Below are 26679 nucleotides of genomic sequence, written 5' to 3' on the forward strand. Positions count from 1 at the left end.
TTTGCGACATTAACATTACGATTAAGCTTCGTTTTTGGCTGCACGGCGAAGTTTCAGTTCGGCCGTAATCTTTTCAAACAATTCGGGGGTGATGTAGTACCAACGCATAGCAAGAATTGAACAGGCGTGGGCAAAAGCAACGGTGAGGAATTTCAAAACCAAAATAGTATTAAGTACATCATCAGGTTGAATTTCATTTGGTGTGTAATTAACCGATGCCAATGCATAACCTGTCAACATGCCCGCCATCGCACTACTACACTTAGCTACAAAGGTCATAATTGCCGTGGTAAGAGCGTTAGCGTTATTACCCGTTTTATATTCACCGTATTCCACACAATCTGGAATAAGCACCCAAGTCAAATTACCGGCAAATACGTTACATGCCATTGATGCAACTAGCAGACTGAACATCATCCAAACCGGTAGAAAGTCAGCAGTGAAATAGCAGAATACGCAAATGAGCAAACCAGCCCAACTACCACCAAGAAACATGCCCTTTTTAGAGAAAATACGTCCCAGCAATGGTAATGAGGCCACCATCACAAACGGAATGAAACTGCCCACACCTTTAAGCATTGGGAACAAAGCTTCATTCATCATGTAATATTTGAAGAAATAGATTGCAATAGAGGTCTCCATGGCAAAACCAAATATATTGGTAGCATGGGCGGTTACCAAGGCAATCAAAGGCTTGTTAGACTTAACGGTTTTGTAAACCTGCTTGGGTGTCACTTTCTGAGTCGTTACCTGCTGCGCACTTTCCAGCGTATCACGCTTTTTTGCCCCATAAGCACAAATCCAGAAGTTGACCGTTACAAGTGCACCAAAAATAACACCGGTTACACGCCAACCCTCAAGACCGCCGCCAAACCAGTCAACCATGATCAACGGCAGAGCAGTCGCAACGAAAGTAGCCAAGATCCCCAGCCCTTGTTTCATGGCGACAACCGTTGTCCTTTCATGGTAATTGGTAGTCATCACTGGCGTTAGGGCATGGTATGGAACATTAATAACGGTTTGCGCCAACGAGTAGCTAATATAGGCAATATAAGCGAATACCACTTTGGATGTCACCGATAGCTCAGGCGCCCAGAACAGAGCGGCAATCGTTAAACCAAGTACTGGTGCACCAAAAATCAGATAAGGACGATACCGCCCCATTTTGGTTCGGGTGGCATCAGAAATCATGCCAAATAGAGGATCGGTTACCGCATCGATTAGGCGCGTTACCAGAAAGATTTTACCAACCGTCAATGGATCAATGCCATACATGTCAGTCAGGAAGAACATCAAGAATGTACCAATGAAATGGAACATCAGATTTGAACCAACTCCTCCCATACCATACGCAAAGAGTTCTTTCTTCGATAACGTTACCAAAAACTTACTCTTTGGCTTATTTATAACGGCAGGATCTGCCGCTGCTTTTGCTACGGTCATATTAAACTCCGAAATTCACGCTATTGGATTAGATTTTTATTTCTGGGCTGAGTTTCACTCAGCCCATTTATTTTTATTAAGTGAATACAAAAATAATTACTTTGTAATTGTCGGGTGTTTTTGTTTTATTTTTTCTATTTGATCTCCACGCCCGGTTTCTTCTAGCCTTCTAAAATAGCTATGAATATCATCACATTTAGCATGGTGAGGCCCCCCCTCTTGCATTACCACACGTAGAGGATCTTCGGTATTGCCAAACGGCTGAGTTGTCATCATATGGTCATGCCACTGCAAATATCGGTATGCCATATCTTTGACAACATCGGGCAATTCATCTGCTAAGTTATATTGCTGGTGAGGATCATTCTTAATATTGAATAACATTTCCTGCGGGAAAAGATGCAGGCCATCATGGTAGGTACGGATATATATATAATCACCATGACGAACACTGCGCTGGCAAACATGAGCACACTGGCTTAATACTAATGCTTCATGCCCCTCTTCTTTTCCTTCTGTAATCGCAGAAGCAAAGCTCTTGCCAGTCCATAGCGGCAACGAATCTGTCCCCATCATTTCCGCTAAGGTCGGTGCCCAGTCGATATTATAATGCAATGCATTGTTTTCAATCCCTGCTTGCATACCAGGCCATCGGACAATGAATGGTACACGGCAAGTAATATTATCCGCAGTTGCATGCTCACCGAATAATCCAAGCTCTCCCAGCTTTTCACCGTGATCGGAGCTAATCACGATAATAAGATCATCCATCACCCCTTTTTCCTCAAGGGCTGCAAAGATCTGGCCTAGGTGCTGATCCATATATCGGATACCACAATCATAGCCATCAATCATTCGGCGGAATCCAGCCATACCTTCAATATCACCGGGTTGACGAGGATATTGCTCGTAGGTGTTATTGTCCCACATGTTGAAATCCTGGGCTGAATGCGGGCCAGCTTTTTTCCAATATTCAGCCATCTTTTCTTCAGTCATCCATTCAGGTAAAGGATCATTCTTGAACGGGTTACCAAAGTCTTCTGGTGCTCGATACGGCGTATGCGCATCCCAATAGTTAACGTGCAGATACCAATTATCCTCATCACCATTTCGCTCAATCCAATCAAGTACAGTGGGTGTCACTTCCTCCGCAGATTCATGACCCGAGCCACCCGTGTTATACATTTCTGTAAAACCAGCATAATAATGAAATAACGAGTGACGCTCAGGGAATGGGCTAACCAAAACCGTGCGCATGTTATTTTGTCTAAACAAGGTTGGCAGTGCGTTATGTTCAACATAGCTTTTGAATTTTCGGCTTGCTCCCTGCCCCCGGATATCTCCTGCTGTACCGCCATGGCTTACTGCACCATTATGAATACCCTGCATCCCTGTCATCATTGCCGTTCGCGATGGGGCGCATGGCGTATCAGATGCATAATAATTATTAAACCTAATGCCCTGTGCAGCAATTTTATCAATATTGGGAGAAGTATTACGTTGGTATCCATAACAGCCTAGATGGTCTGGACGAAGAGTATCAAGATCAAGGTACAACACACGCATAGGGGGTCCTTTATATATCTTATTTTACCAATTATTAATCGATACCTATCAATTAAACCGATAATTCCAAATATGTAATTCGCTCATTTATTCCATATTTAAAATATACCTTATTTGATATTTATAGGGAATTAAGCTATTTATTTTCTGTGACCGAAGTATTTTAAAATCGTATTTAGTATTAATTTAACAGCCCACAGTAATACTTCCAACACATAATAGGCTATTTATTGCTTCGAATTTTCGATGATATCTCTTGTGATTTACTTTTTCACGACGTAATAAATACAAAAGAGCCGGCATTTAGCCGGCTCTTTTAATGTTAATATCAAATATGGAATATTTAGCTTTTCAATATTTTCATCATTTCAGATTTATATTGATCAACACCGTTCTGATCAAACGGGTTAACACCAGCCATGTAACCACCAATTGAAACACTCATCATGAAGAAGTACATCATGCCGCCCAAATGATATTCATCGAGCTTTGCAATCGAGATCTCTAAGTTAGGCACGCCGCCTTCTGAATGTGCAACCATACTGGCTTGCTTAATGGAGGCTTGGATATGATTTAAAGACGACCCGGCTAGGAAGCCTAAGTTATCCAAATCTTCTTCCAATTCTGGTACAGGCACATCAATTGTCTTATCCGTCACATGAAGAACCGTCTCGAACAAGTTGCGTCTGCCTTCTTGCACCCATTGACCTAGTGAATGCAAATCGGTGGAATATAAAACACTCGCAGGGAATAACCCTTTTCCATCTTTACCATCACTTTCACCAAACAGTTGTTTCAGCCATTCAGAGAAATACGCCATATAAGGTTCATAATTGACAAAAAGCTCAATCTCTTTGCCTTTCTGGATCATGATATTACGGGTAATGGCATACTTCAGTGCAGGGTTGGCTTCTACCTCATCAGATTCGCAAACCGTCATCATTTGTTTAGCACCAGCAAGTAAGGCATCAATATCAATACCGGCAACAGCCAAAGGTAACAAACCCACAGGAGTGAATACAGAAAAACGTCCCCCTACTTCATGCGGTAGGTGATACATTGGGTAACCTTGCTCAGCGACGATATCTTTCAATGGGCCACGGAATTTATCAGTCGTGACAATAATTCGTTCCTTTGCACCCTCTTTGCCAAAACGGCGCTCAAGTTCAGCGCGCAAAATTCTGAACGTCACTGCGGTTTCAAGCGCCATTCCTTCTTTTGCAATTACATTGATACAGTAATTTTTATCAGCTAAATATTGCATGACCTCGTCAAGGTAACGAGCGCTTAAGTTATGGGCAGTAAATAAAATTTCAGTTTTCTGATTTTTCTCAACGGCTGGTTGAAGCGCTTCCATAATCGCTTTATGACCCAGATATGAACCACCAATCCCGATACAAACAAACGCATCAAATTGTTGCTGAATAGCTTCCGCTCGCTGTTTGATATCAGCAACCTCTTCCAAGTCAATGGTTTCTGGAAGACGAATCCAACCATGGAAGTCACTGCCTACACCTTCTCCCGTCACCAATTGATGATGGGCCAACTTCGCATAAGGAGCTAATTGAATGTATTCATGATCTTTAACTGATTGATTAAGATATTCAGTATTAATTGTTAGCATTTTTTGCTCCATAACTTGCAATATACCCCACACAATTTGTAGAGCTTAATAAAACTTTGGTATTGGCAGGTATGATAAATGTCTCACCCTGACAGTATTTTTTAAAATCACCTTCAGACAAAACAGATAACTGCTCATGAGCAACAAAAATCATACTTAAATAAGATGATTGATATTCAACGTCAGTATTTTCATCATCAAGTGTAAGTTGGTTTAAATTAAATGCTTCTGTGCCACCATGCTGATAACATCGAATATTTACTTCACCTGCAATTTCTGTTGGTGTTAATAGTTGCGGATCGACCTCACAGTACTCAATCAAACAATGAACTTCGTCAAGATCGACGTGTAATTTCGTAGGCCCGATACGTACAACATTGTCGGAATTCGACATAACCTCAATATTCTGCCCTGCGAGGTAAGCATGAGGGATCCCAGCACCTTGGTAGATCCCCTGTCCTACAGGTACATGAACGATATTCATCATGAACATGGCAACTAAACCACGATCGTAACCACTCCGATGTTCCAGCACTGCACGGCAGGCCCAGTATTCCGGCTGCTGTTGGCATATGGAGCCACGTGTATATGGCTCTTGGTGAGTCTCAATGATTTCACCTAATAGAATATTAATTTCAGCCTGTGGCATCCGCATCAATAATTCAAAAGCCGACTGAATCCCAAACAAGCGCAGTTGATCGCATAATTGACCAAAAGAAGCGTACGAGGTGAAGCGGCGTAATATCGTCTCCCTTGTCGTGAAGCCATGCGCTAACCAGCAAGGCGTCAGTGCGACCATCATCTCCGGCTTATCGTTGCGGTCACGATATGTTCTCTCAGATGCCGTTCGTGCAATACCAAGCTTGTCCTGCCTGTTGAACCCTTCTTCAGCCTGAGCTTTAGTCGGGTGAACCTGTATCGCCAACATTTGATTCACATCGAGGATTTTCATCAAAAAAGGAAGAGGAAATTCCCCTTGCCGTTCCTCTTGTGCTTGTGCCTGTTGATTCAACTTAAGCCACTCAAGTAATTGCTCCTGTACACCATCGACCTCTATCAATGATGAATCATCAGGGTGTGCGCCTAACCACCACTCAGCAAAGGGCTTTAAGTCCGCATTATTCACACCGACAAGAGATGGAATATAATTCTCTCCTCCCCATGCATAATGACGAGGTTTACCTAATATGGAAAAAGTGCTCATAATGATTACAGCCACATTGTCGATAAGAAAGGAACGAATGTAATGAGTAACAACGACACAATCATGCCCAGAACTAATGGAAATGCGCCCTTAAAGACTTGAGGTACTGAGGTATTACTTAGCTGATTGGCGATGAACAAGTTGCCACCAAAAGGAGGGGTCACAAAACCAATTCCCAAATTAATTATCATCATGATACCAAACTGATAAACGCCCATTCCAAATTGTTGTAATAATGGATACAACAGTGGTGTCAAAATAATGATCGCAGCCAATGTATCCATAAAACAACCGACAAATAATAGGAAAAGGTTAATCATCAATAGTGTCATCAGCATAGTACTGACGCTATCTGACATCATCCCTGCAATAATTGCAGGTACATCCTGAGAGGTAAGTACTTTTCCGAAGGCGGTTGCAAAAGTCATCAGGAACATAGCGACGACCGTAATCATTGCGGCAGTTGACAATACCTTGAATGTATCTCGAAATTTTAGATCTTTATGAACAAACACACCAATCACATACGAATAAAAACACGCGACGGCTGCTGACTCTGTTGGTGTGAAAATACCAGAATAAATACCACCAAGAATAATAACCGGAGTTAAAATAGCCCAACGAGCGTGTTTAAATGCCGCCAAGCGAGTTTCGAAAGTACCTTTTTCACGATGAGCGCCCCAGCCATTTTGCTTTGAGATCCACCACGCTGGTACGGCCATTCCTACAGCTAATAGGAAGCCTGGAATAATTCCAGCTAGGAACATATTAGAAACCGATGTGGCATACTGGGTCAGTGAATAAATGATCATCGGGTTACTTGGCGGAATAATAATGGCGATAACACCAGAACACGCCGCAACCCCTGCAGCAAAGCCAGGGTTATAACCTTGCTTTATCATGGCAGGGATAGTGATACTACCCACGGCTGCAACTGTTGCTGGGGCTGAACCGGAAAGACCGCCAAAGATCACACTTGTCATTATGGTTACAATGGCGAGGCCACCATACATATGACCGAAAAACTCTTCAGACAAATCTAAAATACGCTGTGCGACCCCGCCAGTCGCCATAATGGTTCCTGCCAATACAAACATCGGGATTGCCAATAACGGGAAACTGTCTATAGATTGGAAGGTGTCTAGTGCCATCTCGAATATTTCGAGTCCGAGCAATTTGTTATAAATAATTAAGACAATACCAATTGCTATTGCAACAGGCACTCTAACTATCACCATGGCAATAAAGCCAAAAATTAGCATTAATACTGGTAAAGTAGTCATCGCTTACACCTCCTCATGAAGAGCTAGGTCTGTATTTCCAGATTTTTTATAGTCCATTACGGCGGCAATGATTTTTTGGATAATACGAACACATGTTAGACCAAAAGCAAATGGTAACATTGAAAGTTGTATCCAATATTCAAACCCCAACGCTTCTGTTTTAGAGCCAAGCATCTTGTGAAACTCAACAGCTTCTAATGCTGCTTGAGTAAATAAATATGCAAATATAAAAAATAAAACATTTGAAACAATATTTAAAACAAGATTCTTTACCGGTGAAATATCCTGCGGCCATAAATCAATAATGATATGCCTATTTTGTTTTACAGCCCATGGCACTCCGAGAAAAACAATAAATAACATCAGCATTCTTGCTATTTCATCAGTAAATGCTGATGGTGACATGAAAACGTATCGATTCAATACTTCGATATTCAAAGAGATGGCGATATAGCCAAGCATGAGTGAACAAAAGAGTTCTTCAAAATGCTGGTCAATTTTTTTTATGATGGTAAGTAACATAACTACCTCTACCAATAGTCACCTGCACTGACATGCAGGTGACGTTTTTGCAGAATTACTGTGCTGCTGCGGTTTTAATCAGTTTGATAAACTCAAGTTCATCTTCGCTCATACCACGTGTCGCTAGAGGCTCTGCAGCTTCCATAGCTGCCCGACGGAACGAATCTAATTCCTCATCGGTTGGCTGGATAACCGTTGCGCCGTTGTCTTCAAACGAAGTGAAAGCAAAATCAATCGCATCATAGTGTAGTTGCTTCGTTTTCATAACTGCTTCATCGGCAGCCTGCTGAAGCATTTCTTGTTGCTCTTCTGGTAGGCGGTCCCAGAAACGTTTGTTTATCACCACAAACGTTGGGTGAGCCTGGAAGTTCAAATTATTGAAAACCTTAGCAACTTCATTCAAAGCAAATGCTTGGGCGGTAACAGGTGGGATAGCTAGACCATCAACAATGCCTGTTTGCAAAGATGTGTATACCTCTGAAATCCCCATCGTGGTACCAGCCGCTCCCCAACTTTCAACAATGCCGCGCTCAACAGGGTTTGGTGTAACACGGAATTTCATGCCACCGACATCATCCATTGTACGAACTTCCTTACCATTGGTAAGAACCCCACGGAACTCAAACGGCGTTGCATAAAGCAAACGGAGGTTCTTCTCTCCTAGGAACGCTTGCAACTTATCAGCAACTTCTCCAGATAGTTGGCCATCTTGATATAACAGCTCAATACTCTGCTCAGGACCATTTAGCAAAAATGGCACATCAAACGCCTTAAAAGCATCAACAACGGTCCCCAAGTTCGCACCTGAAGTTTGTGCGGCATGCACTTGGCTGCCAATTTGGGCTTTCTGTAATAGCTGAGTATCATTGCCTAGCGCACCACCAAAACTCGTTTGGATGGTAATCGAGCCATCAGACAATTCTTGTGCCCTTTCCTGGAACGCAATCATTGTTTGAGACATCGGAGTATTTTCTTGCGTTGTATTGGCAATGGTCAAGTGAGTGTTCTTAGCAAATGCTGACGCAGACGTTATTGCCATCGTTAGGGCAGCAGCAAGAACAGTTAAAGACCTCTTCATAAAATTTCCTTTTCACGTTATTAGAGTTAAGTCGTTATTGGTTTGAACTGGCTCATTCGAAATGAGCTCTATTTTCTGGCTTCCGTTTTTTCTAATTTAACCATTTGCCAAAATGATTTTATCGATACAGATCACACTAATTATAAGTGTGATTTACGTCACCCTTAAATTGTGATCTCCCGCATCAACGCAAAAACAGTAAGTATATGAATATAAAAAGTTAAATATATTTATAGTGACCAATCTCACTAATTTTAAAAGTGAGGTATTGATCATGTAATGGGTTTAGGATGACAATATAGTCACTGGTTTGAGCTTCTTCCGGCTTCCAAATATATTTATTATGAGGAGCTAGTTTTGAATATTTTATGTATTGGCAATGCCACTTGGGATCGCATATTTAATGTGACTGAAATACCTTCAGAGGCAACAAAATACTTTTCAACTTCATATCACGAAATTGGTGGTGGAGTCGCGGCAACAGCTGCCGTGGCAATTGCAACACTTGGGGCAAATGTTTCATTAGTAGCACGCCTTGGTAATGACAACGTTGGACGTGCAATTAAAGAAGACCTTATTAAATGGGGAGTTGACACTTCTCTGTTACAGCAATTTGACGACACCAGCTCCAGTAACGCTGTAGTACATGTTGATCCTACCGGTGAGCGCCAAATCACCGTTCATAGGGATCCTAGTTTACCTGTAAACAGTGACTGGATTACTGAATCATTACTTGAGAATGTCGACTGTATTTTATGTGACTGTACCTGGGGAGAAGGTGCAGAAAAACTACTAACCCTAGCCAATAAAAAAGGGATCCCATCAGTTATCGATGCTGATTTAGGTGGAGAAACAATGGCCAAGTTAGTTGGCCTAGGTACTGATGTTGCTTTTTCTTACCCAGCACTATGTCAAATGACAGGTGAAACAAACATCGAAAAAGCATTGTTGGCTGCCCAGCAAAATAACCAAGGTACCGTCTATGTCACCAATGGTGAGCACGGCTGCTATTGGGTTGAAGACAATATTGTTAAACATGTTTCTGGATATAAGGTAAACGTCGTCGATACCACAGGTGCAGGTGACGTTTTTCACGGTGCTCTGGCCTTTGCCATTGCCAATAAACTCCGCGGAGAGAATGCCGTTAATTTCGCAAATGCAGTTGCGGCACTGAAATGTACAAAACCTGGAGGCCGAGCCGGTATTCCAGATTATGACCAAGTTATTAACTTTATCAAATCGCATTAAAACAGGATTATATTTATGGCTCTTGTCACACTAAAAGAAGTATTAACTCACGCAAAAGAAAATAAATATGCCGTGGGCAGTTTTAATGCTGTTGATTTCAACCTTCTTCGTGGCTTAATTGCTGCCGCAGAAGAAGAAAAGTCACCAATTATTATTAATTTAGGCCAAGGTCAATTTAGACTGACTCCACCTGAATTGATCGCTCCAACTATGGTAAAAATGGCACAAGAAGCCTCAGTTCCTGTTGTACTACACCTCGATCATGGTAAAGATGTAGAAACGTGTATTCGCGCACTACGCCTTGGCTTCTCATCAGTTATGTATGACGGCTCAGCCTTACCATTTGAAGATAACCTAAAGAATACTCAAGAAGTTATTCGCTTTGCTAAATATTACGGAGCATCTGTTGAAGCCGAAATCGGGAAAGTCGGCAATACGGAAACGGGTGATGAAGAAGTCGTTCAGGCTGCCGAAGAACAAACTGAAGATCAGCTAACCAAACCAGATGAAGCTAAAGCCTTTGCTGATGGCGCAACAGATCTTGATGCCCTTGCGGTTGCATTTGGTACCGCGCACGGCCTTTACCATGGTGAACCAAAACTTGATTTCGACCGCCTTCGTGAGGTCAACAATTCGGTTTCGATTCCTCTTGTCATGCACGGTGGTTCGGGTTTAGACGATAGCGTCTACCGAGATGCCATCGCATGTGGCGTTTGTAAAATCAATTATTTCACTAACATGTCTCATGATGTCGGTAAGCAAGTTCAAGCCATGTTAAATAACAAAAATGAAGCGTACTACCACGAAACTATTCTTTGCGCTATTGAAGCAACGAAACAGCATGCTGCTCGAATTATGCAAGTCTTTGGTAGCAGCGGCCAAGTTAAATAATCAACTGAGTTAAAAAATATAATATTTATTATTGAGGAAAATATGAAAACAATTCAATTTGAATACGGCTCAGGTTTTATGGCCGCACAACTGCCTGACTCTGCAGATGTATTTATTCCGGGTGAGACGGTCAAAGATCCAGAAGCACTGGTTGACCCTATCGCTGCTACGCGCGATTCAATCCTAAACCCAATTGGTATGCCGCCAATCAGCGAGCAGGTAAAGCAAGGTTCAAAGGTAGCTATTGTATTCCCAGACCGTGTTAAAGGTGGTTGCCATGATACCGCGCATCGCCGAGTTTCAATCCCAATCATTTTAGAAGAGTGCCGTAAGGCAGGGGTTGAGAAAAAAGATATTACCCTTATCTGTAGTAATGGCCTGCACCGCAAGAATACTGAAAAAGAGCTACGTGAAATCTTGGGAGATGAAGTATTCAATGCTTTTTACTGGGAAGGTCAGGTAGTCAACCATGACAGTGAAGATTGGGATAACCTTGTTGACCTTGGTCGAAATGAACACGGCGATAAAGTGGTCATGAACAAAACCGTGTTCGAAGCTGATCTTGCGGTCATGATCGGTCATACCCTCGGGAACCCTTATGGGGGTTACTCAGGCGGTTATAAACATTGTGCGACAGGTATTACTAACTGGGAGTGTATTGCATCACACCACATTCCACGTGTTATGCACCGCGATGACTTCACTCCAGTATCAAGCAAAAGCCTGATGCGTCAGAAGTTTGATCAAATTGGAAAGCACATGGAACTGCGCATGGGTAAGAAGTTCTTTACCTGTGATGCGGTGCTCAATACCTTCTCTCAGCAACTATCAGTGTACACCGGTGGCTGTGAAGATATTCAACCATTCTGTTTCACCGATGCCGACAAGCGTACCTATGCTAACTGGGCTGAGAAAAAATACGACATCATGGTCTTTGGCATGCCACAAAACTTCCACTATGGAAACGGCCACGGCACCAACCCTGTTCTGATGATGCAAGCAATCGGAGCACAGATAATCCGCCATAAGCGAGTGATGTCTGATAACTGCGTTGTGATTTGCTCTTCACTGTGTAATGGGTATTTCCACGATGAAGAATTCCCTTCATACCGCAAGTTGTTCGAACTGTTCCAGACGGACTACTGTAATACGCTTGTCGATATTAATAAGCATATTGAATATATCGCCCGTGACGAAGAGATGATCAAACAGTACCGCTTCAATTACGGCTACCACCCTTTCCATGGTTTCTCCATGACATCATGTGGCCATATTGCAGAAATGAATACAAAAGCGGTGTATATCGTTGGTGCTCAGGAACCAGGTATGGCAAGACAAATGGGGATGAAAACCCGAGCCACCTTTGAAGATGCTTTGGCTGATGCAGTGCGTTACACCGGTGCCAACCCGAATATCCTTGCACTGCCACAGGCATTCACCCGGGCGGCAATGCATTTAGGCAGCAAAGAAGAACTATAACGTAAAACAGTATTTTCCTTAGTTTGCCACCGTTCCGGCGGTGGCCTTTTTTCCATCCAGATGACAACGCGTGGGGCAAAAATGCATATTCATCTTGATATAATTGGCGGGATTGCAGGAGATATGTTCTCTGCTGCAATGTTAGATGCGCACCCGCATTTAGAGCAACCTCTTCTCGACATGCTCAATTCACTCCAGCTTGAAGAGCATGTATCAGTAGTACTTAACCACGGTGAAGATAAAGGGCTTAACGGTAAGCGCTTTAGTGTAGACCTGATAGAAAGTTCACACGACCATCATCACCACAGCCATCATCATCACCACAGCTATGAGCTCAAACACGGGCACCACGATCATAATCATGACCATGATCATGACCACCAGCATAATCACGATAATCACCATCATCATGATTGGCAGCAGATTCGCCATTATCTGATGGATAGCTCACTAGAGGCTGAAGTAAAAGAAAACGCTATTGGTATCTTCAGTTTATTAGCCGCCGCGGAAGCAAAAGTACATAACATGGACATTGATCATGTTCAATTTCACGAGGTAGGTGCTTGGGATTGTATCGTTGATATCATTTCAGCAGCTTGGCTAATACACCATAGCCGTACCACTAGTTGGTCAATGTCTTCCTTACCTTGGGGTGGTGGTACCATTAAATGCGCACACGGCATCATTCCCGTTCCGGCACCTGCAACACTTAACCTCCTAAAAGGCTTCACTTTTATTGACGATGGTGAAGATGGTGAACGTATCACGCCAACAGGCGCTGCAATTTTAGCTTGGCTATCGCCAGAGCAGACAGTAGCGACCGGTAAATTTCAAATGGCAGGCTATGGCTTTGGCACAAGAAAACTCTCCCAACGTGCCAATGTAGTCAGAGTGAGCTTGATTAAGCCTTCAAAACCTCAATTAAAAGAGCAAATTGCCATTGTTCAATGTGATATCGATGACATGACAGGCGAAATGCTTGCCAATGCCAGAGAGTCGCTGCGACAACAGTCCGGTGTGTTGGAAATTACAGAAACAGTCTCCCATGGCAAAAAGCATCGACTGATCAGTACACTCACACTGCTATGCCAGCCACTTCAGCTCAGTAGTGTTGTCGATGCTATCCTCAACCAAACATCCACTCTCGGTGTAAGGCACTGGCTGTGTGATCGAGTCAGTTTGCCCCGCCTACACCATCAAATTACTCATGATGGCAAAGAGTTTAACGTAAAAACCGTCCAGCGCCCTGATGGTAGCCAGACCAGCAAACTAGAAGCGGATCATCTCAATGAAGCCGGCACCAGCTATCAAAAAAAACAACAGCTAAAACATGCGATTGAACAACATGCTGAGGAGTACGAACTATGAGTATTTCTACAAAATTAAAGGCGCTGGAAGACGTATTACAACAAATAGGCAAAGTAACCGTCGCGGTAAGTGGCGGTGTAGATAGCATGACTCTGGCCTATGTCGCCCATAAAACCTTGGGTAATAAAGCCAAAATGGTACATGCGACCTCCTCAGCCGTACCAAGTGCAGATACACGCCGCATCCAAAAATACGCCAAGGAGCAAGGATGGCAACTGGAGTTGGTTCAAGCCGGTGAGATGCAGGATACGGCCTACCGAAATAACCCTGTCAACCGCTGTTACCATTGTAAATCAGCGCTCTATTCAACCCTAACAGCGATAAATTTTGGTCAGGTAGTCTCCGGCACAAACCTGGACGATCTGAGAGATTACAGGCCAGGACTTATTGCTGCGAAAGAAAAAGCTATCCGCCATCCTTTCGTTGAAGCCGATATCGACAAGGCCACTATACGCCGAATTGCCGAGCACTTTCAACTAGATGATATTGCATTCCTGCCAGCATCCCCTTGCCTAGCAAGCCGCGTAGAAACGGGAGTCTTCATCCAGCCCGAGCAGCTTGACCTAATCAACCGAGTTGAGACTAGCCTGCGCCAGCAAATCAATGCTGAAAACATCCGTTGTCGTTTACTTGCCCAGCGACTGGTTTTGCAAATTGATGAGGACAAACTCAGCACACTTCACAAGACGCTGATCGATAGCATCATTGCCGACACCGAATCAATGGCTAACGAAGTTGGCTTGACATTACCAGTAGATGTCGCACCTTACCGTCGCGGTAGTGCATTCGTGAGGGTAGCATAATGAGCAATATTACTATGGACTTTGAACGTCGTGCTCGTTGTGGCATTGAAGAAGCGGTTTTCTGTGAAGGGAAAACGGCTGAGCAAATCAACATCATCATCAAGATGGCCAACGACCAACAACGCCGATTGTTACTCACTCGACTTAGCCAGGAAAAATTTGAACAGCTGGAACCTGTTAATCAAGAACACCTTATGTTTGATCCTCTTGGGCGGACGGCTGTTCTGGGAGACCTTGAGTCTCCGAGTCAAAAAGCAACGGTCGCCATTGTGTCAGGCGGTGCATCAGACGCAGCTGTGTGTAACGAAGTCGCTGTTACCTTGCAATATCACGGCATACATTGCGAACGCTATGAAGATATCGGCGTGGCCGCGCTATGGCGCCTAACCAATCGTTTGGAAGAAATACAACAGGCCAAGATCATTATTGCCGTTGCAGGAATGGAAGCCGCTTTGCCGACCGTATTGTCAGGCATGATCTCAAATCCGATTATTGCAGTACCTACTTCCGTTGGCTACGGTGTTAGCGAAGGAGGTCACCTTGCTCTGAACTCTTGCCTTGGCAGTTGCGCAGCCGGATTAACCACGGTCAACATTGACAATGGCTTCGGCGCAGCCTGTGCTGCGATAAAACTTATCAACCAATTCTGTCGTTAATACAAAACCTAGCGACTCAACGAGCCCCGCGCACATACCAGGCGCATAACACCTTCTGGTGTACTGGTTAGGGCCACTTCGGTGGCCCGCTTCTCCACCGAGTGACTTTCAATACCACTTAAAATGCTTATCCGTTACAATATTCAATAATTTGTTTACCAAACAACTATTAAAAGAAGATTAATGTGAAAACAGTTATTTGCATCGGAAACGCAACTTGGGACCAAACTTTTTCGGTCAACACATCGCAACTTCAAGCCGCAAAATCTTACGCTGAAGGGTTCTCGGTCAGTGGAGGGGGTGTCGCTGCCACAGCAGCAGTTGCCATTGCAAATTCGGGGGAGAACGTCGACTTCATCGGCCGTATGGGTATCGATATGGTTGGTCAACAGATATCAGATGAACTCCTTGCTCATGGAGTCAACATTGAACACTGCCTGCGATACGAACAAGTCCAGTCATCAATTGCAACCATCATCCTCGATGAACAGTATTCATCGAAAATCTATGTCTATAACGACCCTTCAATGCCAAAAGACACGTCATCACTGTTTGATATGGATCTGTCAAACACCGCTGCCATCGTAGCCGATCTGACATGGCCTGAAGGTGCAAAGGTACTATTTGAACTTGCCAAACAAAAAGGTATTCCGACTTTCCTTCGGGTAAGCTACTTTGACAACACGCTAATTGAGCTTCTAGAGCTCGCCGATTGCTGTGTTTTCAACCACCCTTCATTGCTGGCCATGACCTCGGATATTCAGCACAAACGAGCTCTTAACAAAGCCATTAAACGCGTCGGTGGTTCTGCTGTGGTCACACTCAGTCAGCGCGGTTGTGCTTGGCTACATGAAGGAACCTTTGACAGTTTACCCGGCCATCAGGTCAACGTAGCAGATACGACGGGCGCGGGAGATATTTTCATCGGTATACTGGCGATGCAAATGGGTAAAGGGCTGCCTTTCGAACAATCTATCGAGACCGCTAACCATGTGGCTGCACTGAGCTGCGAATTCATGGGAGCCAGGCAACTCGCCGAGTGCAAAATAGCCCAAGAGGTACTACGCCAGTCTTAAGCACTTAGGCTTAATCATTCTATTAAGTTAAATGCAGACAAAACACCCTCGAAATAATGGAACTATTTCGAGGGTATTTTGGTTAAAAATTTTCTTAATTGACTCTTTCGTTATGCCAAATTCAGCCAGTTTTCAGCAGTTCTATATCAGGCCATTCAATTACAGTATCACAGACATTCTTCAACAGAGAGTAACTATGAGAAATGATCAGTGCCCCCATATTTCTCTCCTTCAGATCCTCAAGTATCACCTGCCATATCTCTTGCTGGGTAATCGTATCAAGCTGTGCCGTGATTTCATCACAGATCAAATACTCAGTAGCAGGGGCCAATGCTCTAACAATATTCAACCTTTGTAATTCTCCCCCCGAAAGTTGCGTAGGTAACCGTTCTAGCCATTGCGGTTTCACCTGATAACGAGCCAGTACTGATTCTGGTACTGCATAGCTCTCAGCTAAAGACCGAGAAAGGCGCCAACGGGGATTAAATGCGAACTCCGGAGATTGGCTGATCCACTGAACCGGAGAGCCTACACCCATTTTTTTCAATGGCTGAGACATTACTCCATGTGATTGCACAAGCACCCCAGCTAATACCTGGGCCAAGGTTGATTTACCACATCCACTAGGGCCATATAAACCAACACGCTCACCCGATTGAATACTGACATCAGGAAAGGATAATCGCTGATGGCCATATTCAAACGCACCATTACGCAGACTTAGCATAGTGTTCCTCGTTTATGTCCTGCCAATGCTCAGGGGCGGCTTGCCACAAGGCTTGTGTATATGGATGACACTCATTGATCCAACCTGATTCAATACTTACATCGTCAACCAGCTGACCATCTCTAAATACCAACAAGCGCTCTACATGCCTTGTAAGGGCAACAATATCATGGCTAATAACAATCATTGATTGTCGGTTTACCGTTGATGACGTCAATAGCGTCAACAATTGTTCACTTCGAGTATGATCTAAACCTGAAGTCGGCTCATCGGCGATAATGACCTCTTTTCCCTGTACTAACCCCAAAGCTATCAGCGCACGCTTTGCCATTCCTCCCGATAGCTCACCGGGGTACTTATTTAGCAACGCCTCATCTAATTGGCAATGTTTGATAACTTTGCGATATTCATCGTCATTGCGGGACATATCTGCTAATTGCCTATAAATTCGTGACGTCGGATTCAGGCAAGCCGCTGATTGAGGGACCAATGCAATATCCCCGACGGAATCAATGGACCCCTTCATCTCAAACCCTTCAGGGCAATAGCCCAGCAGCGCATGTGCAAGAATTGTTTTTCCACTTCCGCTCGCGCCTACTATCCCGACTTTCTCACCGACATTAACAGTGAATGTTACGCCATCGAGTAAGCGACTTTCACCGCAACAGATTGCTAATTGATTAACTAACAACATTAGTAGCCCCTTATTTGAGTGAGTCGAATTGATCCTTGCCCTATTGCGGAAAGCAAGAGCAAGACAGCTAACAAAACCAAGCCCGGGAATACCGCCAACCACCAATATCCCGATAGCATATAACGACTAGCTTCAGATAGAAGGATGCCTATGGAAGGTGTGGTCGGCTCTAAGCCAAAACCGAGGAAGGTCAAACCCGAAACATGAATCAATGCATGTGGGATCATCAGCAAGATGCCAATAAGGCAGTGAGGGGAAAGGAATGGCAGCACATGATGCCATAAGATAGACCATTTCGGTCGACCAAACTGCCCGGCCAATTGAACAAACTGACACATTAGCAGCCCGCGCTGCTCTTCCACCAGCAAACGAGTGAGTTTAGGCCAGTGAGTCAGAGCAACAGCCCATATGACTCCGCTCATCCCTCCACCCAAAGCAAGTGTCATAATAATCAGCAACAGCAAATGCGGGATGGCCATAAGCATATCGACAACCAAAGAAACGCCCCATTCACAGCGTTGATTGAGCCCTGCAACAATCGTCAGCACCAACGCAATAAAGCCACTAAGTAGGGCTGAGCCACCGCCAATTTGTAAACTCAGCAATAGTCCTTTAGCGGTGCGCCCCCACATATCTCGCCCCATGACATCAGTTCCAAACCAATTATCAACTGATGGCGCCATGAACACCTGATGTAGGTCTATAACTTGACTCTGTACAGGCAGTACAGCGCAATAAAACAAGATACCAATTAAAATGACGGTGAGGATCAAAATATTTCGTTGTATCCGATGGATATTCTTTTCTTTTTGATTAGACATGTGCCCTCCCTTTTGGAAGGAGTTTTACACTCACAAAACGGGCAATTCCATTACCAGTAAACACCAATAACATCGACAGCATCGTGACTGCCATAAGGAGTGCTATGTCACCGTTTAACCCAGCAACAACCATTGTCATTCCAATACCAGGAAAATTAAACACAGTTTCAACCAGCGCAGAGCCTCCAAGCAATTCAGATAACCCGGCAAACTGCAAAACAATAGCTGGAGTAAGGGTATTTCGAAGCAGGTGTTGACGATATATTACCCAGCCTTTTTTACCGTGCATCCGGGCATATAAAACATGGTCGCTAGCTAATACCTGCACAGCTTTTTCTCGGGTATGCATCGCGATATGTCCCATACCTGTCAGCGATAGAACAATGGTAGGCAGCACCAAGTAAGGCATCTGTTCAATCCAGCTAATAGAATCAGGGGATGTGCCGATAGGTGCCCCGCAACATACCGGTACCCATTGCAGAGAGACTCCAAACAGACTTAGTGCTAGTAACGCAATCCAAAATGCCGGTGCAGATGCTGAAATCCAACACACACCACGGAGCAATCGGTCAATCGCCCTCCCACGAAAGAAAGCTGCAAAAATTCCCAAGCAATAACCGATTATAAGCGACCCCATCCAACCCATAATCATAAGGCGCAGGGTAAGAGGTACTCTCTGCTGTAAAACCTCTGAAACGGGCTGCTGCTGTGAAATGGAAAAGCCAAGATCCCCTTGTAACAAATGCCAGAACCAACTACCAAATCGTGCGGTAAGCGATTGATCCAATCCCAACTGCGCGGAAAACTGCGCAGTATGATCTGCGCTCATCGAAAACAAATTTTCACTAGTGTAGTAAAGCACAGGGTCGATGGGAGAAACCGCCAGTAAACTGAAGGTCATGGCCAAAACCATAATGGCCAACAATAAAAGGCGTCCTCCCGAGGCCAAGCAACGGGCTTTATGTCTCATCACTGGCATCTCCATTGCCACTGCTCGATGGTACGCGTGATGGGCCAGCCATGTTGATGGGGTTCAGGTAACGGAGTACCAATATCAAGACATTCATTCACCGCATAAAGGTGGTCAATGTTCACCAACCAGCTCCATGGGAGATCTTTATCTAGTTGTTTATAGACCTTATTCCAATATGGTTGTGCCGTCTGATAATTGGTTGTTTGTTTAATTGCATTCAATGCTGCATCAACCACACTACTGCCATAATAACCCGAGTTGTACCAACCCTCTCCAGCATACTCACTTCCATATACAAGGAACATCTCGTTAATGGCATGACTGCCAAATCCCATGAGTACAGGGCTTGTCGTCATCGCATGTCCAATCTGCGTCCAGCTTGCTCCACGCACTGTAACCTTGATGCCCAGCGGATCGACCATTGCCGCAACCGCCAGTGATAACTGCTCCCGAAGGCTGTCTCCTGCTGGGTAATAGAGCGTAAAGCTAGCAGTTACATCTTGTTTTACCCTGATGTTGCGCTGCTTATCCAAAAGCCAGCCAGACTGCTCAAGCATTTGAGTAATGTCACTAGTATCAACTAATTCGCGGTGTTGAAGAGTTGGCCCCCACGGTAGACCGTCTGCAAGAGAGAAAGCTGGGCGGCCGTAGCCTTGCAGAACACTTTCTACAAGCAAATCACGGTCAATAATTTGGTCTATAGCACGACGAATTGCGATATCAGAGGTAACGAGATTACCTTGTTGCAACGCCGAAGGTGCATTGAAAGGCCAAACGATGCCACGATTGTCATTAGTCTCAACACTAACGAGCTGATAGTTATCAGGGACAAGACGCGCATATCTTTGTGGAATTGAAGCTAAATGAATTTGGCCACTACGTACCAGAGAAATAAGGCTATCTTCGCTGGCGAATACGATAATTAGTCTATCAACAGCAGGCAATTGCCCGTAATAATATGGATTTGTCTCCAGTACTATTTGCTGTCCTTTATCCCAGCGAACAAACCGAAACGGCCCACTTCCCAGTGGCTTCTGACCATAGCTGGGGCCATAAGCCTTCTTAGATACGATACCTACAGAAGCAAGTAAGTCCGCAAATCCCAGATCAGGTGAAACCAGACGAAAACGTAATGTGAAATTATCTTCGATGATTATTTCGCTAATCATGCTGGCATCGTGTATAGATAAGCCCTGTTGAAGCTGGTGGTATGTAAAAGCAACATCTTCCGAAGTCAACAATGAGCCATCACCGAAACGTGCATCCTCTCTTAAGTCAACAGTCCACTCATAGCGATTATCAGAAACCGTAATATGCTGGGCTAAGTCCGGCTGGAGTGACAAATCATCTCCTCGCTGTAGCAGTGTTGACTGGATAAGGGGGTCACCATACCGTCCCCAACCCATAACCGGATCTAACCCCATTTCAGGCTCTTCACTGAGACCTAAAATCCACTGTTCCGTATTTTCCGCATAAATTTGGAAAGAGAAAAAGACACAGCAAATTACTGCAAAGATTTGTAGAAAATATTTTTTCGATGACATCACAGTTTTAATTTTTTAATCGGTAAGTGCAGTTAACATTATCATCAAATTCGTGTTAACGTGAGTGACACAAATCACACAAACAATAAAAGTGATCTATGTCACATGAGTAATTCAAATAAAGAAATTGTCCGGTTTTCACTATCATTTCCCAAACAACTTTATCAAGAAATGATGAACAACCTTGCTGAGCGTCAATATAGCTCTCGCTCTGAATATTTTCGGGACCTATTTCGTGAAAATCGTACAAATGACGACTGGCGAACACCAAACCGCAATGTAGTAGGTGTGTTAAGTATCGTCTACAACCACCACCAGCGTGGGCTCAGTGAGAAAATCAATCACCTGCAGCATGACAGCCGCACTCAGGTTCAATGTACGACACACGTACACTTACAGCAGGAGTTATGCCTCGAAAATACGGTTATCATCGGTAAAAGCCACGATGTACAAGAGCTTGCAAACCAAATATCTGCCCTAAAAGGTGTTGAACAAGCTAAGTTGATACAGCACCTCAATAGGTAGTGTGATCAATATCTCTTTATTAATTTAAATGACAAAGATCACATAATAGTTCTACTGACACTGATATATTTTCTTCCACTTATCCTACAACGATGTGAACAATAGAAATGAAAAAAAACATACTCATTAATTTAAAAAGATTTGAAGTTAATAGAGAGAAAGGTGGAGTATGCCCATCAGATAACCCTGTTAATTGGATAAGGGAAACTATCCAAAGTATTATTGATGCTGGCTGGGGTGCAAATGAAAAGATAAACCTCTCCGTATTCGTACCCGATATTCTCCTCCATGCTGCCATCGAACAATTACAAGCCAATCCAGATACAAACATCAGTAATATGTCTATCGGCTGCCAAAGCTGCCACCGTGAAGATGTCACCATAGGAGGAAATTTCGGTGCCTTTACCTCACACCCGATAGCAGCAACGCAGGCTACACTCGGTAGCAAGGCCAGTATTATCGGGCACTGTGAAGAGCGCCGCCACCTGAACGTTGTTATCTCTAAATACACTGGCGCAGAAGATTTCTGCAGCGATTCTGCAAACAAGGTCGTTAGTGGAATCATTAGTGAAAAAGCCTGTTGTGCCCTAGAACAGCAAATGAAAGTGGCGATCTGTATTGGCGAAACAGCTGAAGAACGTGGAAACGGGACAGAGGAAGAACAATTAGTACGAGCAAAAAATACATTAAAAAACCAGATCATTACCAGCCTCTCCCTAATCAAACCCGAACAACTGAAAGACAACGTACTACTAGCCTATGAGCCTGTATGGGCTATTGGCCCGGGAAAAACACCACCTAACAGTGACTACATTGGCCTTATCACCGACTTCATCAAACAGACTGTAAAAGCCAATTTCAACGTAACGATGCCAGTTGTATACGGTGGTGGACTGAAAGCTGAGAATGCCGCTATGCTTGCTGATATCAACCAACTTGATGGCGGGTTAATTGCCTTAACCAACTTTACTCAACCTATTGGCTTTCAGGTTGACGAACTTTCAAACATCCTATCCATTTATACATCTTAATATTCAATAATTTAAAAGTTAATGATTAAAAAGCCCCCTCCTAATATCAGAAACTTGGTGGGGGCTCTTTTGTTTGGTTCAGCGGTTAACAGAGAGTTTTAAAACAATGTATAAAGTACCAAACTCACTAAGATAACCGTTAACGTAATAATATAAGTTGTTTTCTCAGATATCTTGCCGAGTAAAGAAGCCGCGACAGGTACACCGATGAATGATCCAACAACAAACCAAATTGCGGTATGCACATCTGCCTGCCCCCCTTTGGCATAACCAAGAGCAGCAAATCCTGATAGGAAAAGTGCTAATACCACAGATGAACCAATCGCTTTCTTGATATCCAAATTTAATATATTGTTGAGCACAGGAAGCAGCAAAACACCGCCACCAACACCTGTTGAGCCGAGAATTGACCCACAAAACATACCTGAAACTAGAGCCTTTCTATCGCTATTACTCACAATTGACGGTGTCGGCTTTACTTTTGGCGAGGATCTAAGCTTGTAAAACACCGATAACAAGGAACCAACCATGACAACGGTAACAAGACTCGTAATAATAGTTTGCGTTGTTTCTTGATGTAATGGGTGCTGATTAAAATAAATAACTACCTGTGTTACAAGTAATGTTATTGGCAACGCACCGACAAACAATATTGAAATTTTCCGCCAAGAAACATTCTTTGCTTTAACATGAACAATAGATGCATTCACTTTCACCAAAGCTGATATTAAACTTGCGGTACCCACTGCGAGTACGGGGGCCATTCCGCAAAATAACTGAAGCATCGGAATAAGCAATACGCCACCTCCCACCCCAGTTAAACCTAAGCACAGGCCAAAAATACTGCCCAAAACAATTTTAAGCACCAAGGCCTCTGTTGCGAGTAAATCCGATAAAATATTTACCATATCCATGAAAGGTGATCCCCAACTTTTAATTGTATTTCTTTGCTTGCAAACGATTCCACTAACAATCATTTTACGGCATGAATAACTTTAATATTTATGGTGATGATCATATTTGTTTAGCTTCTTATCAGGTAAAGTATCTCTTGAAGTTCTTATAAATAGAATCAAAAATGGCTATTGATATCCGAACACAGCTAACCAACGATATTGAACTGGTTGACGTGAATAAAAAAGAAGCTGTTTATCGTAATGGTTTGACAGCCAAGGGTTTTTATTATGTAGAACAAGGCTTGGTTGGGCTGTATCAAGTTTCGGAGAGCGGGAAAGAGTCACTCTTGAGGATATATGGACCGGGCTGTTACTTCGGGTATCGTTCTCTTTTTACTGCGCAAAATTACCCATCAACAGCCAGAGCAATGTTGGATAGCTCTATCATTCGAATAAATGTAAACGATTATAAATCTCTCGATATAACAGCCCCGAGTTTAGCCAGATTTCTGATGGCAGAAGTCTGCTCTGAGTTAGGGGAAGCTGAAAAACGACTCATGCAATTTAATGCCTTTAGCGCTAAAAAACGTATCCTCGATACGATACATTACATGTTCAATACATACCCAGAGTATCCATGGACCTACCGTGAGATTGGCGAATACAGCGGTACTGACACCACAACGGTCATTCGTTATTGCAAGACACTAAAAGATAACGGGATACTAGAACGAAACAGCCGCAAGCCACAACCTGTTAATCTGCAGCAATTGGCAGACTACCGTAAGTCACTACTAATTAAATAGCCAACCAATGAAACGTATCAAACAACGACTCCCCCGACATACTTGGCGCAACGAAGGGGAAGCGCCTGATTATCGTTTTTCTCTAGCAAACGAGCGAACCTATCTGGCCTGGATACGTACTGCTCTTGCATTACTGGCCGGTGCTATCGGTATTGATCAGCTTACCCCCGACCTTGCCGATCCTCTTGTCCGGGTATTGATATCATCTTTTTTGTGTCTTTGCTCAGGCCTTCTGGCCGTTTTTGCATACCGCCGTTGGTCACAGAATGAAAAGGCCATGCGAACCAATGCTCAATTGAAATATACCGGATTTCTCAAAATCATTAGCTTTGTCATGCTGTTTTTTACCTTTGTCGTCATCTTGGTTATTCTACTTTGAGTAGGGATCCGGGCTTACAGCCCGAGCGAACAGCCATGTCCTGGTTGAGAACCCAGTTGGTATTATTCGCATTAGGACTACTATTCCTCAAAGTCACCCAGCAAAGTGACATCATAGTTTTACCCGCAATAGGTGTTATCGCAATGTTGTCGGCAATATTGGGGACGTTTTACTGCCGTTATCGTTTTACTCAGATATTCGACAATGACATGACCGTTTCAGCCAAGGAGTATGGGATTAAGCTCTTTCTTTCGTCCTTAATCTTACTTCTCGCTGCAGGGTATCTTGCTTTTCTGTGGATATAACCGTATTGCCATATGTGAATATTCATCGAGTGATGTGTACTAATAAGCCAGTAGAGAGTGTCTACTGGCTTAGTAAAATGCGTGATCCTATTTTAGGACTCAGCATTATTTAAACTCAACAAGCCTCAAGCCCTTTTTCCATCATGGCTTTATATTTAACCTGATCATCATACATACACCTATACACGCTATATTTCGCATCATGGAAGCTTTTCCGTTGGTGATTAGGAGTTACCGTTAATGATTGCTGAACCATCGCTGTAATTGCAGTGCCAATATTTGTGTAATATTCACTTGCAACAGCAGCCATAATTGCAGAACCGAGTAATACCGCTTCAGGCTCTGAGTTAAGATATACAGGTAAACCCGTTACGTCAGATAACTCACGCATCCAAAAAGGATTTTTAGTTGCTCCACCGCACATATGAATTTCTGTAATTTGATGCCCTTCAGCTTCTAACGCTTCAATAATATGCCGCGCCCCATAAGTAATGGATTGAATTGTCGCCAAGTAATGAACAGCCAACGTCTGTAAATCACTATTCAATGTTAAGCCTGTGGCCATACCTGTAAGCGTCGCGTCCCCAATCGGAGAACGGTTACCATGATGATAATCCAACACGTGGGTGTTAATCGTGCAGTTAGGGTTGAGTAATTCAACCTCAGTCACTAATTCGTTAAGGAGGTCGAACGTTGAGCATTGTCTCTTTGTTGCCAACAAGTTCAGCTCTTCAGCCGCTTTACTATTTTCAATGACGAAGTCCACTAATGCCCCTGAGGCACTCTGCCCTCCCTCGAGCAACCAAGCGGACGGGAGCATCGCATCCCAATAAGGTCCCCATATACCCTCCACAAAACGTTTTTGTGTAGCTGACGCCATAAAACAAGTCGAAGTACCAGAAATAACGGCAATTGAGTGATCGGAATTCTTACCTATTGTTGCAAGACCTCCCGCATGAGCATCTATAATCCCGACGGCAACAACGGTTTTATCAGATAAACCCAATTGATTTGCGGTGTCTTTCTGTAGCACCCCTGCTGCTTGTCCAATAGAGCGGAGCTCACCAGAGATTTTGTCCATAGAAGTAGGTTCACCTAGCCCCAACTGTTCTAGGAATCCTTCTCCCCATCTATTTTCTTCAACAAGGTAATTCCACTTGCACCCCATAGTACAGCTGCTTCTAATGAGCTGGCCTGTAGCCTTAAACACCAGAAAATCAGCAAGGTCGAGGAGATACTTCGCCTTATCAAACTGCGCTGGCAAATTGTTCTTCAGCCATAGAATTTTAGGTATTTCCATTTCAAGGCTGACTTCACCGCCAACATATTTCAAGCACTCATGCTCAAGACCGTTGATGTATGATGCTTCTCCTTGAGCACGATGATCCATCCACATAATAATGTTCTGATCATCTTCTAAGGTAGGTGAAATTGAAACTGGGTTTTCATTGGCATCCAATGCAACTAGTGAACACGTCGCATCAAAGCCAATACCAATAATTTCATCTTTAGGCAGCAAGCTTTGCTCTACGGCCTGACTTACGCAGTAACAAACGGCCGACCAGATACCATCAGAACTTTGTTCAACGAAGTTTGGCATTGGCCGATATTGTCTGATTGTTTTAACAGCATGTGAAATCGAACGACCTTCGCTATCAAAAACGGCTGCTCTAACACTACCAGACCCAACATCAACTCCAACGAAATAACTCATCTATATCCCCTAACCGACCGTGA

Annotated in this window: 26 protein-coding genes; 12 read left to right on the top strand and 14 right to left on the bottom strand. The window is 43.7% G+C overall.

What is annotated here, in order from left to right; translation table 11 throughout:
• Positions 1–21: 21 nt before the first annotated feature.
• The 7 genes from ACVA58_RS05350 to ACVA58_RS05380 form a co-directional block, all read right to left on the bottom strand.
• A complete protein-coding gene (locus ACVA58_RS05350; RefSeq protein ID WP_446509395.1) occupies positions 22–1443 on the bottom strand; it encodes an MFS transporter in 1422 nt (473 codons plus the stop codon).
• A gap of 96 nt (positions 1444–1539) precedes the next feature.
• Positions 1540–3009, bottom strand: a complete 1470-nt coding sequence (locus tag ACVA58_RS05355) for a sulfatase family protein (protein ID WP_446509396.1) — start codon at positions 3007–3009, stop codon at positions 1540–1542.
• A gap of 343 nt (positions 3010–3352) precedes the next feature.
• The gene (locus tag ACVA58_RS05360; RefSeq protein ID WP_446509397.1) at positions 3353–4633 is read right to left on the bottom strand and encodes a glucose-6-phosphate isomerase; all 1281 of its coding nucleotides are present in this window, start codon (positions 4631–4633) and stop codon (positions 3353–3355) included.
• Positions 4620–5837, bottom strand: coding sequence for a mannose-6-phosphate isomerase, class I (gene manA, locus ACVA58_RS05365; protein WP_446509398.1), 1218 nt, complete (start codon positions 5835–5837; stop codon positions 4620–4622). Before manA ends, ACVA58_RS05360 begins: the two co-directional genes overlap by 14 nt.
• Positions 5838–5842: 5 nt before the next feature.
• Positions 5843–7120 carry a TRAP transporter large permease gene (locus ACVA58_RS05370; RefSeq protein WP_446509399.1) on the bottom strand — a complete coding sequence of 426 codons (1278 nt, stop codon included), beginning with the start codon at positions 7118–7120 and terminating at the stop codon, positions 5843–5845.
• 3 nt (positions 7121–7123) lie between these two features.
• Complete coding sequence (locus ACVA58_RS05375; protein WP_446509400.1) at positions 7124–7642, bottom strand: TRAP transporter small permease; 519 nt, start codon at positions 7640–7642, stop codon at positions 7124–7126.
• Between the two features lie 55 nt (positions 7643–7697).
• Positions 7698–8720 carry a TRAP transporter substrate-binding protein gene (locus ACVA58_RS05380; RefSeq protein ID WP_446509401.1) on the bottom strand — a complete coding sequence of 341 codons (1023 nt, stop codon included), beginning with the start codon at positions 8718–8720 and terminating at the stop codon, positions 7698–7700.
• Between the two features lie 357 nt (positions 8721–9077).
• Between ACVA58_RS05380 and ACVA58_RS05385 the strand changes: the two genes are divergently transcribed.
• The 7 genes from ACVA58_RS05385 to ACVA58_RS05415 all read left to right on the top strand — a co-directional run bounded on the left by ACVA58_RS05385 (position 9078) and on the right by ACVA58_RS05415 (position 16241).
• Positions 9078–9968, top strand: a complete 891-nt coding sequence (locus tag ACVA58_RS05385) for a PfkB family carbohydrate kinase (RefSeq protein WP_446509402.1) — start codon at positions 9078–9080, stop codon at positions 9966–9968.
• 15 nt (positions 9969–9983) lie between these two features.
• A complete protein-coding gene (locus ACVA58_RS05390) occupies positions 9984–10859 on the top strand; it encodes a class II fructose-bisphosphate aldolase (protein ID WP_446509403.1) in 876 nt (291 codons plus the stop codon).
• Positions 10860–10901: 42 nt separating this feature from the next.
• The gene (locus ACVA58_RS05395) at positions 10902–12338 is read left to right on the top strand and encodes a lactate racemase domain-containing protein (RefSeq protein WP_446509404.1); all 1437 of its coding nucleotides are present in this window, start codon (positions 10902–10904) and stop codon (positions 12336–12338) included.
• A gap of 81 nt (positions 12339–12419) precedes the next feature.
• Positions 12420–13706 (top strand): LarC family nickel insertion protein, encoded by a 1287-nt coding sequence (locus ACVA58_RS05400; protein ID WP_446509405.1) that lies wholly within the window; start codon positions 12420–12422, stop codon positions 13704–13706.
• Complete coding sequence (locus ACVA58_RS05405; RefSeq protein ID WP_446509406.1) at positions 13703–14509, top strand: hypothetical protein; 807 nt, start codon at positions 13703–13705, stop codon at positions 14507–14509. Before ACVA58_RS05400 ends, ACVA58_RS05405 begins: the two co-directional genes overlap by 4 nt.
• Positions 14509–15165 carry a nickel pincer cofactor biosynthesis protein LarB gene (gene larB / locus ACVA58_RS05410; RefSeq protein ID WP_446509407.1) on the top strand — a complete coding sequence of 219 codons (657 nt, stop codon included), beginning with the start codon at positions 14509–14511 and terminating at the stop codon, positions 15163–15165. Before ACVA58_RS05405 ends, larB begins: the two co-directional genes overlap by 1 nt.
• A 185-nt stretch (positions 15166–15350) precedes the next feature.
• Entirely contained in the window at positions 15351–16241 is an 891-nt protein-coding gene (locus tag ACVA58_RS05415) for a PfkB family carbohydrate kinase (protein ID WP_446509408.1), read from the top strand.
• A gap of 121 nt (positions 16242–16362) precedes the next feature.
• Here ACVA58_RS05415 and ACVA58_RS05420 read toward each other — a convergent pair whose 3' ends face one another.
• The 5 genes from ACVA58_RS05420 to ACVA58_RS05440 are packed head-to-tail and all read right to left on the bottom strand — an operon-like array spanning position 16363 to position 20880.
• Positions 16363–16968, bottom strand: a complete 606-nt coding sequence (locus ACVA58_RS05420; protein WP_446509409.1) for an ATP-binding cassette domain-containing protein — start codon at positions 16966–16968, stop codon at positions 16363–16365.
• On the bottom strand, positions 16952–17662 hold the full coding sequence (locus ACVA58_RS05425) for an ATP-binding cassette domain-containing protein (protein ID WP_446509410.1): 711 nt from the start codon (positions 17660–17662) through the stop codon (positions 16952–16954). The genes ACVA58_RS05420 and ACVA58_RS05425 overlap by 17 nt, the downstream gene beginning before the upstream one ends.
• The gene (locus ACVA58_RS05430; RefSeq protein ID WP_446509411.1) at positions 17662–18483 is read right to left on the bottom strand and encodes an ABC transporter permease; all 822 of its coding nucleotides are present in this window, start codon (positions 18481–18483) and stop codon (positions 17662–17664) included. Before ACVA58_RS05430 ends, ACVA58_RS05425 begins: the two co-directional genes overlap by 1 nt.
• Positions 18476–19453 (bottom strand): ABC transporter permease, encoded by a 978-nt coding sequence (locus ACVA58_RS05435; protein ID WP_446509450.1) that lies wholly within the window; start codon positions 19451–19453, stop codon positions 18476–18478. The genes ACVA58_RS05430 and ACVA58_RS05435 overlap by 8 nt, the downstream gene beginning before the upstream one ends.
• Positions 19453–20880, bottom strand: a complete 1428-nt coding sequence (locus ACVA58_RS05440) for an ABC transporter substrate-binding protein (protein WP_446509412.1) — start codon at positions 20878–20880, stop codon at positions 19453–19455. Before ACVA58_RS05440 ends, ACVA58_RS05435 begins: the two co-directional genes overlap by 1 nt.
• A 225-nt stretch (positions 20881–21105) precedes the next feature.
• Between ACVA58_RS05440 and nikR the strand changes: the two genes are divergently transcribed.
• Together nikR and ACVA58_RS05450 are read left to right on the top strand one after the other, a co-directional pair.
• Positions 21106–21525, top strand: coding sequence for a nickel-responsive transcriptional regulator NikR (gene nikR / locus ACVA58_RS05445; RefSeq protein ID WP_446509413.1), 420 nt, complete (start codon positions 21106–21108; stop codon positions 21523–21525).
• A gap of 107 nt (positions 21526–21632) precedes the next feature.
• Positions 21633–22556 (top strand): triose-phosphate isomerase, encoded by a 924-nt coding sequence (locus ACVA58_RS05450; RefSeq protein ID WP_446509414.1) that lies wholly within the window; start codon positions 21633–21635, stop codon positions 22554–22556.
• A gap of 98 nt (positions 22557–22654) precedes the next feature.
• On the opposite strand, the gene ACVA58_RS05455 is transcribed toward ACVA58_RS05450, so the two are convergent.
• Positions 22655–23470, bottom strand: a complete 816-nt coding sequence (locus ACVA58_RS05455) for a sulfite exporter TauE/SafE family protein (RefSeq protein WP_446509415.1) — start codon at positions 23468–23470, stop codon at positions 22655–22657.
• Between the two features lie 164 nt (positions 23471–23634).
• Here ACVA58_RS05455 and ACVA58_RS05460 point away from each other — a divergent pair, with 164 nt between their 5' ends.
• The 3 genes from ACVA58_RS05460 to ACVA58_RS05470 are packed head-to-tail and all read left to right on the top strand — an operon-like array spanning position 23635 to position 24942.
• Positions 23635–24258, top strand: a complete 624-nt coding sequence (locus tag ACVA58_RS05460; protein WP_446509416.1) for a Crp/Fnr family transcriptional regulator — start codon at positions 23635–23637, stop codon at positions 24256–24258.
• A gap of 7 nt (positions 24259–24265) precedes the next feature.
• A complete protein-coding gene (locus tag ACVA58_RS05465; protein ID WP_446509417.1) occupies positions 24266–24637 on the top strand; it encodes a YidH family protein in 372 nt (123 codons plus the stop codon).
• Entirely contained in the window at positions 24634–24942 is a 309-nt protein-coding gene (locus tag ACVA58_RS05470; RefSeq protein WP_446509418.1) for a DUF202 domain-containing protein, read from the top strand. Before ACVA58_RS05465 ends, ACVA58_RS05470 begins: the two co-directional genes overlap by 4 nt.
• Before the next feature lie 115 nt (positions 24943–25057).
• Here ACVA58_RS05470 and ACVA58_RS05475 read toward each other — a convergent pair whose 3' ends face one another.
• Positions 25058–26656 (bottom strand): FGGY-family carbohydrate kinase, encoded by a 1599-nt coding sequence (locus ACVA58_RS05475; protein ID WP_446509419.1) that lies wholly within the window; start codon positions 26654–26656, stop codon positions 25058–25060.
• Positions 26657–26679: the final 23 nt, after the last annotated feature.

The sequence above is a fragment of the Photobacterium sp. DNB22_13_2 genome, from assembly GCF_052873915.1.

Excerpts from the sequence above, each read along its gene's own strand:
- ACVA58_RS05375 (WP_446509400.1), bottom strand. The coding sequence starts at position 7,642 with ATGTTACTTACCATCATAAAAAAAATTGACCAGCATTTTGAAGAACTC.
- ACVA58_RS05460 (WP_446509416.1), top strand. The coding sequence starts at position 23,635 with ATGGCTATTGATATCCGAACACAGCTAACCAACGATATTGAACTGGTT.
- ACVA58_RS05440 (WP_446509412.1), bottom strand. The coding sequence starts at position 20,880 with ATGGGGTTAGATCCGGTTATGGGTTGGGGACGGTATGGTGACCCCCTT.
- ACVA58_RS05455 (WP_446509415.1), bottom strand. The coding sequence starts at position 23,470 with ATGGATATGGTAAATATTTTATCGGATTTACTCGCAACAGAGGCCTTG.
- larB (WP_446509407.1), top strand. The coding sequence starts at position 14,509 with ATGAGCAATATTACTATGGACTTTGAACGTCGTGCTCGTTGTGGCATT.
- ACVA58_RS05350 (WP_446509395.1), bottom strand. The coding sequence starts at position 1,443 with ATGACCGTAGCAAAAGCAGCGGCAGATCCTGCCGTTATAAATAAGCCA.
- ACVA58_RS05475 (WP_446509419.1), bottom strand. The coding sequence starts at position 26,656 with ATGAGTTATTTCGTTGGAGTTGATGTTGGGTCTGGTAGTGTTAGAGCA.
- ACVA58_RS05450 (WP_446509414.1), top strand. The coding sequence starts at position 21,633 with ATGAAAAAAAACATACTCATTAATTTAAAAAGATTTGAAGTTAATAGA.
- ACVA58_RS05400 (WP_446509405.1), top strand. The coding sequence starts at position 12,420 with ATGCATATTCATCTTGATATAATTGGCGGGATTGCAGGAGATATGTTC.
- ACVA58_RS05390 (WP_446509403.1), top strand. The coding sequence starts at position 9,984 with ATGGCTCTTGTCACACTAAAAGAAGTATTAACTCACGCAAAAGAAAAT.
- ACVA58_RS05435 (WP_446509450.1), bottom strand. The coding sequence starts at position 19,453 with ATGAGACATAAAGCCCGTTGCTTGGCCTCGGGAGGACGCCTTTTATTG.
- ACVA58_RS05430 (WP_446509411.1), bottom strand. The coding sequence starts at position 18,483 with ATGTCTAATCAAAAAGAAAAGAATATCCATCGGATACAACGAAATATT.
- ACVA58_RS05360 (WP_446509397.1), bottom strand. The coding sequence starts at position 4,633 with ATGCTAACAATTAATACTGAATATCTTAATCAATCAGTTAAAGATCAT.
- ACVA58_RS05380 (WP_446509401.1), bottom strand. The coding sequence starts at position 8,720 with ATGAAGAGGTCTTTAACTGTTCTTGCTGCTGCCCTAACGATGGCAATA.
- ACVA58_RS05370 (WP_446509399.1), bottom strand. The coding sequence starts at position 7,120 with ATGACTACTTTACCAGTATTAATGCTAATTTTTGGCTTTATTGCCATG.
- nikR (WP_446509413.1), top strand. The coding sequence starts at position 21,106 with ATGAGTAATTCAAATAAAGAAATTGTCCGGTTTTCACTATCATTTCCC.
- ACVA58_RS05425 (WP_446509410.1), bottom strand. The coding sequence starts at position 17,662 with ATGTTGTTAGTTAATCAATTAGCAATCTGTTGCGGTGAAAGTCGCTTA.
- ACVA58_RS05355 (WP_446509396.1), bottom strand. The coding sequence starts at position 3,009 with ATGCGTGTGTTGTACCTTGATCTTGATACTCTTCGTCCAGACCATCTA.
- ACVA58_RS05420 (WP_446509409.1), bottom strand. The coding sequence starts at position 16,968 with ATGCTAAGTCTGCGTAATGGTGCGTTTGAATATGGCCATCAGCGATTA.
- ACVA58_RS05465 (WP_446509417.1), top strand. The coding sequence starts at position 24,266 with ATGAAACGTATCAAACAACGACTCCCCCGACATACTTGGCGCAACGAA.
- ACVA58_RS05405 (WP_446509406.1), top strand. The coding sequence starts at position 13,703 with ATGAGTATTTCTACAAAATTAAAGGCGCTGGAAGACGTATTACAACAA.
- manA (WP_446509398.1), bottom strand. The coding sequence starts at position 5,837 with ATGAGCACTTTTTCCATATTAGGTAAACCTCGTCATTATGCATGGGGA.
- ACVA58_RS05395 (WP_446509404.1), top strand. The coding sequence starts at position 10,902 with ATGAAAACAATTCAATTTGAATACGGCTCAGGTTTTATGGCCGCACAA.